The organism is Sphingomonas sp. GW821-FHT09E03, from assembly GCF_059416225.1.
Window position 1 is genome coordinate 136,720 of the sequence record NZ_JBWKOS010000002.1, and the last position, 13,665, is coordinate 150,384.

Annotated in this window: 14 protein-coding genes; 6 read left to right on the plus strand and 8 right to left on the minus strand. The window is 69.5% G+C overall.

What is annotated here, in order from left to right; translation table 11 throughout:
- Window positions 1-15 precede the first annotated feature (15 nt).
- Window positions 16-564 carry a YdcF family protein gene (locus AC07M8_RS04855; RefSeq protein ID WP_495173267.1) on the plus strand — a complete coding sequence of 183 codons (549 nt, stop codon included), beginning with the start codon at window positions 16-18 and terminating at the stop codon, window positions 562-564.
- Here the strand turns inward: AC07M8_RS04855 and AC07M8_RS04860 are convergent.
- Window positions 553-1,215, minus strand: a complete 663-nt coding sequence (locus AC07M8_RS04860; protein ID WP_495173268.1) for an HAD family hydrolase — start codon at window positions 1,213-1,215, stop codon at window positions 553-555. The two genes, AC07M8_RS04855 and AC07M8_RS04860, sit on opposite strands and share 12 nt — an antisense overlap.
- Window positions 1,212-1,883 (minus strand): YggS family pyridoxal phosphate-dependent enzyme, encoded by a 672-nt coding sequence (locus AC07M8_RS04865; protein ID WP_495173269.1) that lies wholly within the window; start codon window positions 1,881-1,883, stop codon window positions 1,212-1,214. Before AC07M8_RS04865 ends, AC07M8_RS04860 begins: the two co-directional genes overlap by 4 nt.
- Window positions 1,884-1,928: 45 nt before the next feature.
- On the opposite strand from AC07M8_RS04865, the gene AC07M8_RS04870 reads away from it, so the two are divergent.
- Entirely contained in the window at window positions 1,929-2,390 is a 462-nt protein-coding gene (locus AC07M8_RS04870) for a thiamine phosphate synthase (protein WP_495173270.1), read from the plus strand.
- 176 nt (window positions 2,391-2,566) lie between these two features.
- On the opposite strand, the gene AC07M8_RS04875 is transcribed toward AC07M8_RS04870, so the two are convergent.
- The gene (locus AC07M8_RS04875; RefSeq protein WP_495173271.1) at window positions 2,567-3,292 is read right to left on the minus strand and encodes a hypothetical protein; all 726 of its coding nucleotides are present in this window, start codon (window positions 3,290-3,292) and stop codon (window positions 2,567-2,569) included.
- A 202-nt stretch (window positions 3,293-3,494) separates the two neighbouring features.
- Here AC07M8_RS04875 and AC07M8_RS04880 point away from each other — a divergent pair, with 202 nt between their 5' ends.
- From AC07M8_RS04880 to holA, 4 genes are read left to right on the plus strand one after another with little or no spacing between them, the layout of a single operon-like run.
- The gene (locus tag AC07M8_RS04880) at window positions 3,495-3,932 is read left to right on the plus strand and encodes a DUF3576 domain-containing protein (protein WP_495173272.1); all 438 of its coding nucleotides are present in this window, start codon (window positions 3,495-3,497) and stop codon (window positions 3,930-3,932) included.
- A gap of 8 nt (window positions 3,933-3,940) precedes the next feature.
- A complete protein-coding gene (gene leuS / locus AC07M8_RS04885) occupies window positions 3,941-6,433 on the plus strand; it encodes a leucine--tRNA ligase (protein ID WP_495173273.1) in 2,493 nt (830 codons plus the stop codon).
- Window positions 6,430-6,987: an LPS assembly lipoprotein LptE gene (gene lptE / locus AC07M8_RS04890; protein WP_495173274.1), complete on the plus strand. Its 558-nt coding sequence runs from the start codon at window positions 6,430-6,432 to the stop codon at window positions 6,985-6,987. Before leuS ends, lptE begins: the two co-directional genes overlap by 4 nt.
- Before the next feature lie 18 nt (window positions 6,988-7,005).
- Window positions 7,006-8,025 carry a DNA polymerase III subunit delta gene (gene holA / locus AC07M8_RS04895; RefSeq protein ID WP_495173275.1) on the plus strand — a complete coding sequence of 340 codons (1,020 nt, stop codon included), beginning with the start codon at window positions 7,006-7,008 and terminating at the stop codon, window positions 8,023-8,025.
- A gap of 158 nt (window positions 8,026-8,183) precedes the next feature.
- On the opposite strand, the gene AC07M8_RS04900 is transcribed toward holA, so the two are convergent.
- The 5 genes from AC07M8_RS04900 to mnmE all read right to left on the minus strand — a co-directional run bounded on the left by AC07M8_RS04900 (window position 8,184) and on the right by mnmE (window position 13,655).
- Window positions 8,184-9,080, minus strand: a complete 897-nt coding sequence (locus tag AC07M8_RS04900; RefSeq protein WP_267394850.1) for a ParB/RepB/Spo0J family partition protein — start codon at window positions 9,078-9,080, stop codon at window positions 8,184-8,186.
- A complete protein-coding gene (locus AC07M8_RS04905; protein WP_267394851.1) occupies window positions 9,077-9,859 on the minus strand; it encodes a ParA family protein in 783 nt (260 codons plus the stop codon). Before AC07M8_RS04905 ends, AC07M8_RS04900 begins: the two co-directional genes overlap by 4 nt.
- Window positions 9,856-10,461 (minus strand): 16S rRNA (guanine(527)-N(7))-methyltransferase RsmG, encoded by a 606-nt coding sequence (rsmG, locus tag AC07M8_RS04910; protein ID WP_495173276.1) that lies wholly within the window; start codon window positions 10,459-10,461, stop codon window positions 9,856-9,858. Before rsmG ends, AC07M8_RS04905 begins: the two co-directional genes overlap by 4 nt.
- Window positions 10,458-12,296: a tRNA uridine-5-carboxymethylaminomethyl(34) synthesis enzyme MnmG gene (gene mnmG / locus AC07M8_RS04915; protein WP_495173277.1), complete on the minus strand. Its 1,839-nt coding sequence runs from the start codon at window positions 12,294-12,296 to the stop codon at window positions 10,458-10,460. The genes rsmG and mnmG overlap by 4 nt, the downstream gene beginning before the upstream one ends.
- An 81-nt stretch (window positions 12,297-12,377) precedes the next feature.
- Window positions 12,378-13,655 (minus strand): tRNA uridine-5-carboxymethylaminomethyl(34) synthesis GTPase MnmE, encoded by a 1,278-nt coding sequence (gene mnmE, locus AC07M8_RS04920; RefSeq protein WP_495173278.1) that lies wholly within the window; start codon window positions 13,653-13,655, stop codon window positions 12,378-12,380.
- Window positions 13,656-13,665: the final 10 nt, after the last annotated feature.

Here is a 13,665-nt window from a genome sequence, read left to right on the forward strand (position 1 = left end):
GCGCCCGGCACGCCCTTGGGCACCGCGCTCAACGCGGCGCTGCCCACCGGTACGCCCTCGAGCATCATTGTCGTGTTCGGCGCCGCGGTCCGCGCCGGCGGGGTGCCGAGCCCCGCGCTCGCGCGCCGGATCGGCTATGCGCTCGCCACCGCCGAGGCGCATCCCGACGCCACCCTGTTCCTCTCCGGGGCGGTCGGCCGCCACGGCCCGTCCGAAGCCGCGGTGATGGCGGCTTTGCTCGCCCCGCAGCTCGGCGCCGATCGCCTTCACCTCGACGAGGACAGCGTCGATACCCTGCAATCGGTCCGCGCCGCCGCGCGCTTCATGCGCGCGCGCGGCCTGCGCCGCTGCTGGAGCTGCACCGACGGCTATCACCAGCCGCGCGTGCGCATGCTGTTCGCGCTCTACGGGATCCGCGCCCGCGCCATCCCCTTCACCATCCGTGGCACCCGCCGCGCGGTGGCGCGGATGCACGCGCGCGAGGCGCTGGCGCTGCCTTATGATCTCGTCGCCGGCGGCAGCGCCGCGCTGCGCGACCGCTGGCGCCGCCGCTCAGGCGAGTAGCCGCGCCACCTCGGCGAAGTCGTGCGCGACCGCGTCGACCCCAATCGCAAGCAACCGCTGGTCATGGCCGATCGCGCAATGCGTCCCCGCGCACAGGCCGATCACATAGCCGCCCGATGCCACCGCGCCGGTCGCGCCGACCGGCGAATCCTCAAGGATCGCGCAGCGCTCGATGGCCACGCCCAATTGTGCCGCGCCATAGAGGTACAGGTCAGGCGCCGGCTTGCCGCGCGTGACATGCTCGCGCCCGCTGTAGAGATGCTCGCCGAACACGTCGGCAAGGCCGATATGCGCCAGATGCCGCCGGATCCACCTGGTCGGGCTCGACGACACCACCGCCTTGGGCAGGTCCGCGGGCAGCGAGCGGACGAAAGCGACCGCCCCGGCGACCTCGTCGATCCCCTCCGCCATCGCCCGCTCGTCCTCGGCGCGCCGCGCCGCGTGGAAGCTGTCGGGGATCGGCGTGCCGAGCCAGCGCTCCACCGCGGCAAGGAAATCATGCCCTGCCAGCCCCATGAAGTTCGCCATCGATTCGGCCGGCGTGGTCGGGCGCCCGGCGGCGGTCAGCCACTCGGCGATCTGGCGATTGCCGGCATATTCGCTCTCGATCAGCACCCCGTCGAAGTCGAACAGCAATGCGTCGAATGTCATGCCGTCGCTCCTTCGCGCGCGCCGAACAGCGCGCTGCCGACGCGGACATGGGTCGCCCCCAGCGTCACCGCCGTTTCGTAATCCGCGCTCATCCCCATGCTGAGCTGGTCGAGTCCCTGGTCGCGCGCGAGCTTGACGAGCAAGGCAAAATAGGGCGCCGGTTCGACATCGGCAGGCGGCAGGCACATCAGCCCGGCGACCGGCAGCCCGGCGTCACGCGCCTGCGCCAGCAGCCCCGGCAGGTCGGCAATCGCACAACCGCCCTTCTGCGGCTCGTCGCCGATGTTGACCTGGATGAAGCAGGCCGGTCGCCGGCCGGTCTTCGCCATCGCGGCGCCCAGCGCGGTCACCAGCGACGGACGGTCGACCGCGTGGATCGCGTCGAACAGCGCCACCGCCTCCTCGGCCTTGTTCGATTGCAGCTGGCCGATCAGGTGCAGCGACACGTCGGCGAAGCGCGCCTGCAGCGCCGGCCATTTCGTCGCCGCCTCCTGGACACGATTTTCCCCGAACACGCGGTGCCCCGCCTCGAGCAGCGGCGCGATCGCGTCGGCGGGGTGGGTCTTCGAGACGGCGATCAGCGTCACCGCCTCGGGCTTGCGCCCGGCAAGGGCGGCGGCGCGCGCGATCCGGGCCGCGACGTCGGCGAGTGGTGTTCCCTGGGTCATGCGCGCCGCTATAGCGTCGCGGTGGCTGATCGGAACCCTTGGCTGATGACCGACGAGCGGATGGGCGAGCGCTTATGGATCGCGTTGCGCCGGCTGCCGCCGGGCAGCGGCGTGGTGGTCCGCCACCGCAGCCTGCCCGCGGCCGAGCGCCGGGCGCTGCTGCGGCGCATCCGCCGGATCGCCCAGGCTCGCCGGCTGACGGTGAGTGCGGTCGGGCTGTGGGGCGCGCAACACGGCGGCCGCACTCCCTTCACCGCCGCCGCGCACGACCGCCGCGAGGCGATCGCCGCCGCCCGTGCCGGCGCCCGCTATCTATTCGTCTCACCGATTTACCCGACCCGCTCGCACCCCGACGCCCCCGCGCTCGGCCCAGGCAAGGCCGCTACGGTCGCCCGCGGCCTCGGCGTCGAAATTATTGCACTCGGCGGCATGGACGCCCGCCGCTGGCGCCGGCTGCGTCATCTCGGCTTCACCGGCTGGGCGGGGGTCGACGCGCTGACGCCGTGAGAGGATGTGCCGACATCCCCTAGATCTCGTCATCCTGAACTCTTTTCAGGATCCATGATCCGCACGAACGGCAGGCCCGGGGGGCATGTCGGCCATGGATGCTGAAACAAGTTCAGCATGACGGCAGGACATGGAAATGTGGATCATCATCCGGCGGCTCGAGCCACCGCGCCCACTCAGAAGCGGAACGCCGTCCCGAGATATACCGACTGGCTGTCGCGGCGATCATCATCCAGCCGTGCGATCCGCTCGCGATCCGAGCGATAGCGCACGCCCGCGGTCACGTTGAGGTTGCGCGTCAGCGAATAGGAGCTGGACATGTCAACCGAATAGCTCGGCGTATCCTCGACCAGCCGGTTGGCGCCCGTCAGCGGACGATCGGTGGTCGCGGCGAGGCGGCTGCTGGCGCGGCCGGCGCGATAGGTGACCGCGACATCGGCCGACTCGCGGCTGCCCGGCTGCGGGCCGAGATCAAGGCGGTTGACGTTGCCCGACACCGCGAACCGCTTCCAGCCCACCGACACGCCAAGGTTGTAGGCGATCGGCGCGATGCCGACGGTCGGCGCCTGGGTCGGCGCGGCGCGGACGTTGTCGGCCGAGGCCAGCGCGGTGCGGCTCGACCGGGCCCGGACCGCCACCGTCACCGCGCGCTTGTCGCGGCTCGATTCGGCGGGGGTGAAGCGGAAGCCGTCGGCGTCGAGGCCACCCTTGGCGAGCAAGGCGGCGAGCCGGGGATCGGCGGCGGAGGGCGTGAACGACCCGGTGAACCGCGCCGGCGACGCGCTCGGCGCGCGGCGGACGGTGCCCGGCTGCTCGACCCGGCCGAACGCGGGCGCGACGAGGGCAGCGGTAGCGACAAGCGCCCCAGCAACCATCCCGACCATCGCACGCGTAGCGAACACAACCAGTCCCTCTCTCGATTCCGGCAGCAACGCGCCTACCATGGAATCGCCCCGCGCCAACCAGCTACAACATGGGGGGAATGCGGGATTTTGTCCGACTGTGGCAATCTGCACACATATTGGTCTTACCCAAGCGCTGCTTGCGGGCAGTGCGGCGTCACTATAGAGCAACGGCAGCTTTCTCTCGCAGGACCACACGCCCATGATCCGCCCGTTGCGCACCGCCCTCATGGTCGCCGCCATTGCCCTGCCGCTCGCCGCTTGCGGCGGCCGCGATGGCACCGCCAAGACCGATCTCGCCGCCTCCAAGGTCACCACGATCGGCGTCAACGCCTATCTGTGGCGCGCGACGCTTGACACGCTGTCGTTCATGCCGCTGGTCCAGACCGATTCCAACGGCGGCGTGATCGTCACCGATTGGTATATCAACCCGCAGTCGCCAACCGAGCGGATGAAGGTCACCGTGTCGATCCTCGACCAGGATCTGCGCGCCGACGCGGTCCGCGTCGCGGCGCTGCGCCAGGTTAACCAGGGCGGCCAGTGGGTCGCCGCGCCGGTTCAGGCCGCGACCATCCAGAAGCTCGAGGATATCATCCTCACCAAGGCCCGCGATCTGCGCCGCGCCTCGATCGCGGGGTAATCACCACCATGGCATCGCGTTTCAACGCGCTGAAGGCGGACTCGGCCTGGCAGAAGGTCTGGGACGATCGCCAGACCTTTGCCGCCAAGGATCACAGCGGTAAGCCGCAGAGCTACGTGCTCGAGATGTTCCCCTATCCGTCGGGGCGCATCCACATGGGCCACGTCCGCAACTATACGATGGGCGACGTGCTCGCGCGCTTCCGGCGGATGCGCGGCCATGAGGTGCTCCACCCGATGGGGTGGGACGCGTTCGGCATGCCCGCCGAGAATGCGGCGATGGAAAAGGGCGTCCATCCGGGCACCTGGACCCGCGCCAACATTGCGACGATGAAGGCGCAGTTGAAGCGGCTCGGCTTCGCGCTAGACTGGTCGCGCGAGCTCGCGACCTGCGAACCCGATTATTACGGCCACGAACAGGCGCTGTTCCTGCAGATGTTCGCCGCGGGCCTCGTCTATCGCAAGGAATCGTCGGTCAATTGGGACCCGGTCGACATGACCGTGCTCGCCAACGAGCAGGTCATCGACGGCCGCGGCTGGCGTTCGGGCGCGCTGGTCGAGAAGCGCAAGCTCTCCCAGTGGTTCCTCAAGATCACCGACTTCGCCGACGAGCTGCTCGCCGGCCTCGGCAAGCTCGAGCACTGGCCCGACAAGGTCAAGCTGATGCAGGAGAACTGGATCGGCAAGAGCCAGGGGCTGACCTTCGGCTTCGCCACCTCCACCGGCGACACCGTCGAGGTCTTCTCCACCCGGCCCGACACGATCTTCGGCGCGAGCTTCGTCGCCGTCGCTGCCGATCACCCGATCGCACAAAGCCTCAACGGCAACCCCGCGGTTGCCGCGTTCATCGAGCGCTGCAAGCAGGGCGGCACCACCGCCGCCGAGCTCGAGACGCAGGAAAAGCTCGGCTTCGATACCGGCCTCACCGCCACCCATCCGTTTGACGCAACCTGTCGGTTGCCGATCTACATCGCCAATTTCGTGCTGATGGACTATGGCACCGGTGCCGTCATGGGCGTCCCCGCGCACGACCAGCGCGATCTCGATTTCGCACGCAAATACGATCTGCAGGTCCATCGCGTCGTCGCCGACGGCGATCTCACCGATCCCGTGTTCGCGGGCAACGAGGCCTATTCGGGCGCCGGCGCCTTGGTCAATTCGCAGTTCCTCGACGGCCTCGACATCGAGGATGCCAAGCGCGCGGTGATCGCCCGCGCCGAGGCTGGCGGCTGGGGCAAGGGCTCCACCGTGTTCCGCCTGCGCGACTGGGGCGTCAGCCGCCAGCGCTATTGGGGCACGCCGATCCCGATCATCCACTGTCAGGCGTGCGGCGCGGTGCCGGTGCCCGCCGACCAGCTGCCGGTGGTGCTGCCCGACGACGTCAGCTTCGCCATCCCCGGCAACCCGCTCGATCGCCACCCGACCTGGAAGCACGTCGCCTGCCCGTCGTGCCACGGGGAGGCGGTACGCGAAACCGACACGCTCGATACCTTCGCGGACTCCTCCTGGTATTTCATCCGCTTCGCCAGCCAGCCCAAGGATAAGCCGTTCGATCGCGCCACCGCGGAGAGCTGGCTGCCAGTCGGCCAATATATCGGCGGGGTCGAGCATGCGATCCTTCACCTGCTCTACGCGCGCTTCTGGACCCGCGCCTTAAAGCACATCGGCGCCCTCGACATCGCCGAGCCGTTCACCGGGCTGTTCACCCAGGGCATGGTCACCCACGAGACCTACAAGAGCTGGGACAATCGCTGGCTCAGCCCCGACGACGTCCGCGACGGGCTCGAGATCGCCAGCGGCAAGCCGGTCGCGGTCGGCCGCGTCGAGAAGATGTCCAAGTCCAAGAAGAACACCGTCGATCCCGAACCGATCGTCGACCAATATGGTGCGGACGCAACGCGCTGGTTCATGCTGTCGGATTCGCCGCCTGAACGCGACCTGCCCTGGTCCGAATCGGGCATCGAGGGCGCCTGGCGCTTCGTCCAGCGGCTGTGGCGGCTGTTCGACGGCGACACCGCCGGCGAGGGCCAGGACGCGGCGCTCGATCGCAAGCTCCACCAGACCATCCACGGCATCGGCCTCGACATTGAGGCGCTCGCCTTCAACAAGGCGGTCGCCAAGCTCTACGAGCTGTGCACCGCGATCGAGCGGGCGCAGCCCAGCCAGTCGCGCACCACCGCGATCCGCGATCTCATGCTGCTGGTCGCGCCGATGGTGCCGCACGTCGCCGAGGAGGCCTGGGCCGCCAAGGGCTTCGACGGGCTGATCGCCGACGCCGCCTGGCCCGAGGTCAATCCGGCGCTGCTCGTCGCCGACGAGGCGACCATCGCGGTGCAGGTCAACGGCAAGCTCCGCGACACCTTGGTGCTGCCGGCGGAGACCTCGCGCGAGGCGCTCGAAGCCGCCGCGCTTGCCAGCGACAAGGTCGTCCGTCTGCTCGATGGCAAGCCGCCCAAGAAGGTGATTGTGGTTCCCGGCCGGCTGGTCAACATCGTCGCATGAACCGCCTCGCCACCCTGCTCGCTCCCGCCGCGCTGCTGTTGCTGCTCCCCGGCTGCGGCCTTCACCCGCTCTACGCCGGTGGCGGCAGCGGCCCGGTGGCGAACGCGCTGACCCAGATCGAGGTCGCCCCGATCGAGGGCAAGTCCGGCTGGCTGATGAGCAACGCGCTGCGCGATCGCCTGTCGGCGAGCGGCACCGCGCAATACCGGCTCGACGTGCGCCTCCAGGACGAGATCGCCGGGCTCGGCGTCCGCCGCGACGACAGCGTCACCCGCGAGCGGCGTTCGCTGAAGGCGCGCTACCAGCTGGTCGATCTCACCGACGGCACCGTGCTGCTCGACGCCACCGCCGGCTCCGATGCCGGGATCGACGTCGTCCAGTCAGAATATGCCACCATCGCCGCCGAAAATACGGCGCTGGAGCGGCTGTCGGGCATCGTTGCCGACCAGATCATCGCCCGCCTCGCCACCTACGCCCGTAGCCGCGCCAAGGCGGCCCAGCCGTCGTCAGCAGCGCCGGTCCAGCCATCGCCGGCGGCTCCGGTACAGCCATGAACGCGCAGGGGTGAGGCGATGAAGGCCAATGCGCGCGATATTCGTGCCGCGATGGAGCGTCCCTCCCCCGATTACCGGCTCTACCTCCTCCACGGCCCCGACGCCTCCGCCGCCGCCGAACTCGCCGCCCGCCTCGGCACCGCGATGGGCGCCGACGCAGAGCGGATCGATCTCGACGGCGCTCAGCTCAAGAATGACCCCGCCCGCCTCACCGACGAGGCCGGCTCGCTGTCGCTGTTCGGCGGCGCGCGCTTCATCCGCGTCTCGCCCGCGGGTGAGGAATGCCTCGAGGCCTTCTCCACGCTGCTCGCCGCCAGCCAGGCCGGCAACCCGGTGGTTGCGCTCGCGCCGACGGTGAAATCCACCGCCAAGATCGTCAAGCTCGCGCTCGAGTCGCCGCGGGCGATGGCCTTTGCCTGCTTTGAACCGAGCGCCGCCGATCTCGAGAAGCTCGCGGTCGCCATCGCGCGCGACCACGGCCTGCGCCCGCTCGCCGATACCGCGCAGCGGCTCGCCGCCTCGGCCGCGGGTGACCGCGCGGTGCTGACCCGCGAGATCGAGAAGCTCGCGCTCTATCTCGATGCCGCGCCCGATCGCCCCCAGGATCTCGATCCCGCTGCACTCGACGCGGTCGGCGCCGATCTGGGCGACACCGAACTCGGCCCGTTGATCGACGCGGTGATCGCCGGCCGCACCGCGATGCTCGGGGCCGAACTCGGCCGCTTCGCCGAGGCCGGTACCTCGCCCATCCCCTGGCTGCGTCAGCTCGCCCGTCGGCTGATGTCGCTGGCCGAGATGCGCGCCGATCTCGATCGTGGCGACGCGCTGGACGGCGTGCTCAAGCGCCACCGCGTGTTCTTTCGCGAAGAGGCTGCAACCGGCCAGGCGCTGCGCCGCTGGAGCGCGCCGATGCTCGCCACCGCGCTCGCCCGCGTCCGCCACGCCGAGCGCGCGGTGATGGCCAGCGCCAATGCCGGCACCGTGCTCGCCGATCATGCCATCGCCGAGCTCACCCGCAGCGTCGAACGCCGCGGCTGACGCCATCTCCACCGCCGTCATGCTGAACTTGTTTCAGCATCCATGGCCAAACGGTCCCGCCTGATCCGACGCTCTCAGGTCGCGGATGCTGAACCAGTCCGAATGCCGGCGGAAGTCAACGTCGGCATTACGCTGAACAACAGCCCGGCCGCCCAGCCTCAGATGTTATCCCCGGTCAGTCGCTGGCAGACCATGTCGAGCTGGTCGAGCGTCGAATAGGCCAGCGTCAGCACGCCCGCGCCATTGGCGCCATGGCTCACCCGCACGTTGAGCCCGAGCAGGTCCGACAATTGCGTTTCCAGCGCCGCAATGTCCGGATCGGCAGCGGGTGGCGGATTGCGCGGCCGGCCACCGCTGCGCTCGGGCTTGGCGCCGCGCGCGAGCTTCTCGGTGTCGCGCACCGACAGGCCCTTGCGCACCACCTGGCCCGCCAGCACCTCGACATCACGCGCACCTAGCAGCGCCCGGGCATGGCCCATCGACAGTGAGCCATCGGTCACCAGTGCCTGAACACCGTCGGGAAGTTCTAGCAATCTCAATAGGTTAGCGACATGGCTGCGCGACTTGTGGACGATCTTGGCCAGCGCTTCCTGGGTATGGCCGTAATCACCCGCCAGCCGTTGATAGGCCTGCGCCTCTTCGATCGCGTTGAGGTCCTGGCGCTGAATGTTCTCGATCAGCGCGATCTCAAGCGTCTCGGTATCGTTGAAGTCGCGGACGACCACCGGCACCTCGTGCAGCCGCGCCCGCTGCGCCGCGCGCCAGCGGCGTTCGCCGGCGACGATCTGATAGTCGTGGCCGTGCGGCCGCACCACGATCGGCTGGATCAACCCGCGCGCCGCGATCGAGGCGGCGAGCTCGTCGAGTAAGGCCTCGTCGAAGTGGCGGCGCGGCTGGCCGGGATGCGGCGACAGCGCACTGACCGGCAGCATCCGCACGCCTGGCGGCTTGGCCGCGCCCGGCGCGATCGGCGCCTCGGCGGTCATGTCGCCGAGCAGCGCGCTAAGGCCACGGCCCAGGCCGCCGGGGCGGCCCCCACGCTTGGCGTCGGTCATGCCGCCACCGCGGTCTGCTGCGGCAGGCGCTGGATGAGCTCGCGCGCCAGATCGATATAGGCTTGCGAGCCCGAGCAGCGATAATCGTAGATCAACGCCGGCAGGCCATGGCTCGGCGCTTCGGACAGGCGCACGTTGCGCGGGATCACCGTCTCGAACACCACTTGGCCGAGCACGGCGCGAACATCGGCAGACACCTGGTCGGTCAGCCGGTTGCGACGATCATACATGGTCAGGGCCACGCCGAGGATCGCCAGCCCCGGATTGAACCGCTCGCGGATCCGCTCCACCGTGGTCAGCAGCTGCGACAAGCCCTCGAGCGCAAAGAACTCGCATTGCAGCGGCACCAGCAGTGCATTGGCGGCGACCATCGCGTTGATCGTCAACAATCCCAACGACGGCGGGCAATCGATCAGGATGATGTCCCAGGTGCCCGTCGACCGCGCGATCGCATGATCGAGGCGGTGGGTACGCGCCTCGAACTCGACCAGTTCGATCTCCGCGCCGGACAGGTCCTGCGTCGCCGGCAGTAGATCGAGCCGCGGCACCTTGGTCTGCATCACCGCATCGTCGACCTCGGCCTCGCCGAGCAGCACGTGATAGCTCGATTGCTGGCGCTGGTTGTGGCCGATGCCTAGCCCCGTCGAGGCATTGCCCTGCGGGTCGAGGTCGATCAGCAGGACCCTCTTGCCGGTCGCCGCAAGCGCGGTGCCGAGATTGATCGCGCTGGTGGTCTTGCCAACCCCGCCCTTCTGGTTCGCTACGGCAATGCACGTCATCGCTTCTTCTCCACGACCAGGATCGATGAGGCCGGATCCGTCAGGCTGTGTTCCACGTGAAACATCATGCGGCGGTTGCATCTCAAGCTGTTCAGCTGATCAGGATCCAGCCGGCCCCGCGGCAAGATCCATCGCGTCGTCGGTGTGGCGCAATGCGCGGTCGCTTGCAAAAGCTTTTCGACGGATGCCACCGCCCGTGCCGAGATCATGTCGGCGATCGCGTCGACCTGCTCGATCTTTGCCGCATAGACAGCGACATTGGTGAGCGCGCAGGCATCGGCCGCCCGTTCGAGAAAGTCGGCTCGCCGCCGCCGGGGTTCGACCAGCGCGACCTTGCCGTCAAACAGAAGCGCGACGATCATGCCGGGGAAGCCACCTCCCGTGCCGACATCGATCCAGCTCTTGGCGCCTGTACGGGCCAGCGCGAGCAGCTGCGCTGAATCCAAGGCGTGGCGTTGCCAGATCGTCGCCACCGTCGATGGCGCGATCAGATTCTGATGTTCATTTTCCTGCGCGACCATGGCCAGAAATCGTTCGACCCGCTCCGCGCGTTCGGCGCCATGCTGATCGACGATCCACTGGCGAGCCTCCTGTTCGGTCATGCCGCCGCCTTGCGCTGGGTATAGAGATAGATCGCCGACAGCGCCGCAGGGGTGATGCCGCGCACCCGCGACGCCGCCGCCAGTGATCCCGGCCGCGCGATCGACAGCCGGTCGATCATCTCTGCCGACAGCCCCGGCACCGACGCGAACCGCAGATCCGACGGCAGCGGCACCGCCTCGTCGCGACGCATCTTCGCCACCTCCTCCGCCTGGCGCTCGAGATACGGCGCATAGCGCGCGTCCTCGACCACCTCGTCGATCAGCGCGGCCGGCCAGTCATGCTCGCCCTCGGGCGCAACCTGATCGAAGCCGATGCCGCTGGTCCGCAACCACTCGAAGGCGGTGCGGCGGCTGCCGTCCTGCGTCACCACCCCGCCGCGTGCGGCGATGATGGAGGCGGTCAGCGAATGCTCCAGCCCGGCACGGACGGCCTTCAAGCCGTCGCTTCGACGCTGCTGATGCGCAAGCCGCTTGGCGCCGAGACATCCTGCCGCAGCGGCAATCGGCCCCAGCCGGGTCTCGGCATTGTCGGCGCGCAGCGACAGCCGATATTCGGCGCGCGCGGTGAGCATCCGATAGGGCTCGGTCACCCCCTGGAGCACCAGGTCGTCGATCATCACCCCGATATAGCTCGATGCCCGATCGAGGATCACCGGTGCCAGATCACAGGCATGAGCGGCCGCGTTGAGCCCCGCCACAAGCCCCTGCCCTGCGGCTTCCTCATAACCGGTGGTGCCGTTGAGCTGCCCGGCGCAATACAGCCCTGGCAGCGCCTGCAGCGCCATGGTCGCATCCAGCGCGCGGGGGTCGAGATAGTCATACTCGACCGCATAGCCCGGGACCGCGATCACCGCCCGCTCCAGCCCCTCGATGCTTGCCACCATCGCCTGCTGGACGTCGGTCGGCAGCGAGGTCGACAGGCCGTTGGGATAGATCAGCGGGTCGTTCAGCCCTTCGGGTTCGAGGAAGATCTGGTGACCGTCACGGTCACCGAAGCGATGGACCTTGTCCTCGATCGACGGGCAGTAACGCGGCCCCGGCGCGCCGATCGCGCCGCTGAACAGCGGCGATCGGTCGAGACCGGCGCGGATCACATCATGTGTTGCCTGGGTGGTGCGGGTGATCGCGCAAGCGATGCTCGGCAGAGGCCGGGCGGCGGTGAGCGGCGACATCGTCCAGGGCTCGGGGTCGGATGGCTGCTCGGCGAGCCGTGCCCAGTCGATCGTGCGGCCATCCAGCCGCGGCGGTGTCCCGGTCTTGAGCCGCGCCATCGGCAGCTCGAGCGCCCGAAGTTGGCTGGCCAATTGCGTTGCCGGCCGCTCGCCGATGCGCCCGCCCTCGTCGCGTTCGTCGCCACGGAACAGCTTGGCGCCCAGGAAGGTGCCGGTCGCCAGCACCACGCTCCGCGCCGCGATCCGGCTGCCGTCGCCGAGTACTACGCCTGTTACCCGGCCGCGGTCGATCACCAGCGCTTCCGCCTCACCTTCGCCGATCGTCAGCGTCGGCAGCTCGCCCAGCAGCCGCTGGATCGCCGCGGCATAATGGCGACGATCCGCCTGTACCCGCGGGCCCTGCACCGCCGCCCCCTTGGAGCGGTTGAGCATGCGATAATGGATCGCCGCGGCATCGGCCGCCCGGCCGATCAGCCCGTCGAACGCGTCGACTTCGCGAACGATATGTCCCTTGCCCAGCCCACCGATCGCCGGGTTGCACGACATCGCCCCGATTTTGGCGCGGTCGAAGCTGAGCAGCAGGGTGGTCGCGCCGCGGCGTGCCGCCGCCGCGGCGGCTTCGGTGCCGGCATGCCCTCCACCGACGACTATCACGTCATACATGATCGCCGCCTATCGCCTGTGGCCGATGCGGTCAAAATTGTTTCACGTGAAACACCAGCGGAGCATGTTTCACGTGGAACATCATTTGCCGATGCAGAACCGTCCAAACAGCGCATCGAGCATGGTGTCGGTCGCATCCAGCCCAAGGATTGTCCCCAGCGCCACCCGGCTCGCCCGCAGCTGCTCGGCCATGATCAGCGCATCCGCCGCTCCCTCCTGCAACTGCGCGACCGCCACCGCCGCGGCGGCGCGCTGCCGCTGGTGCAGCACAATCGCATCGACCCGCGGCAGCAACCCCGCCGCCGCTGCCTCGATCAGCTCCCAAAGCCGCTCGACCTCCGCGACGCGGCCTGCCGCCACCGAGATTGCCCGACCCGGCGGCAGCGCCGCGCGACCCGGCTGATCCGCCCGGGCATGGACCCAGACCGCCTCGCGCGGTGGCGCGTCGTCGCCGAGCCACAGCAGCACGTCCGCCGCCGCGATCGCCGCCTCGGCACGCTCCACTCCGATCGCCTCGATGCGATCCTCCGTGTCGGTCAGCCCGGCAGTATCGGTCAGCACATAGGCAAGCCCGCCGCGCGTCACCGCCGCCTCGACCCGGTCGCGCGTCGTCCCCGCGATCGGCGACACGATCGCGACGTCGCGCTGGCTGAGCGCATTGATCAGCGTCGACTTGCCGCTGTTGGGCGGCCCGCCGAGCACCACGCGGATGCCATCGCGCAGCCGCTCGACCGGCGGGTTGTCGAGCACCGCCGCAATTTCTGCCGCCAGCATCGCCATCCCGCGCCTGACCTCGCCAAGCCGATCGCCACCGCCGGTCGCGACATCATCCTCATCGGCAAAGTCGAGCTCGGCCTCGACCGCGGCGCCGAGCATCGCCAGCCGGACCATCCACGCGCGCACCTGCTGGCTGACCACCCCCTCGGCCGCGCTCAGCGCCGCGAGCCGCTGCCGCTCGGTCTCGGCGCCGAGCAGGTCGGCGAGCCCCTCGGCCTCGGCAAGATCGATCCGGCCGTTGATCAGCGCGCGCCGGGTGAACTCGCCCGGGTCAGCGCGCCGCAACCCCGGCAGCGCCGCGAGCGCCCGCTCGACCGCCGCGACCACCGCCTGGCCGCCATGGCAGTGCAGCTCGGCGAGATCCTCGCCGGTGGCGGTGGCTGGCCCGGGAAACACCAGCACCAGCGCGCGATCGAGCAGGCCACCCGCGTGGTCACGCAGCGCCCGCAGCCCCGCGACCCGCGGCGCCGGCACGCTCCCCGCCAGCCGCATCGCCGCGGCGATCGCGCCGGCCCCGCTGATCCGGATCACCGCGATCCCCGCTGGCGGCCGGCCGCTCGATACCGCAAAGATCGTGTCCATCGTCTCATCA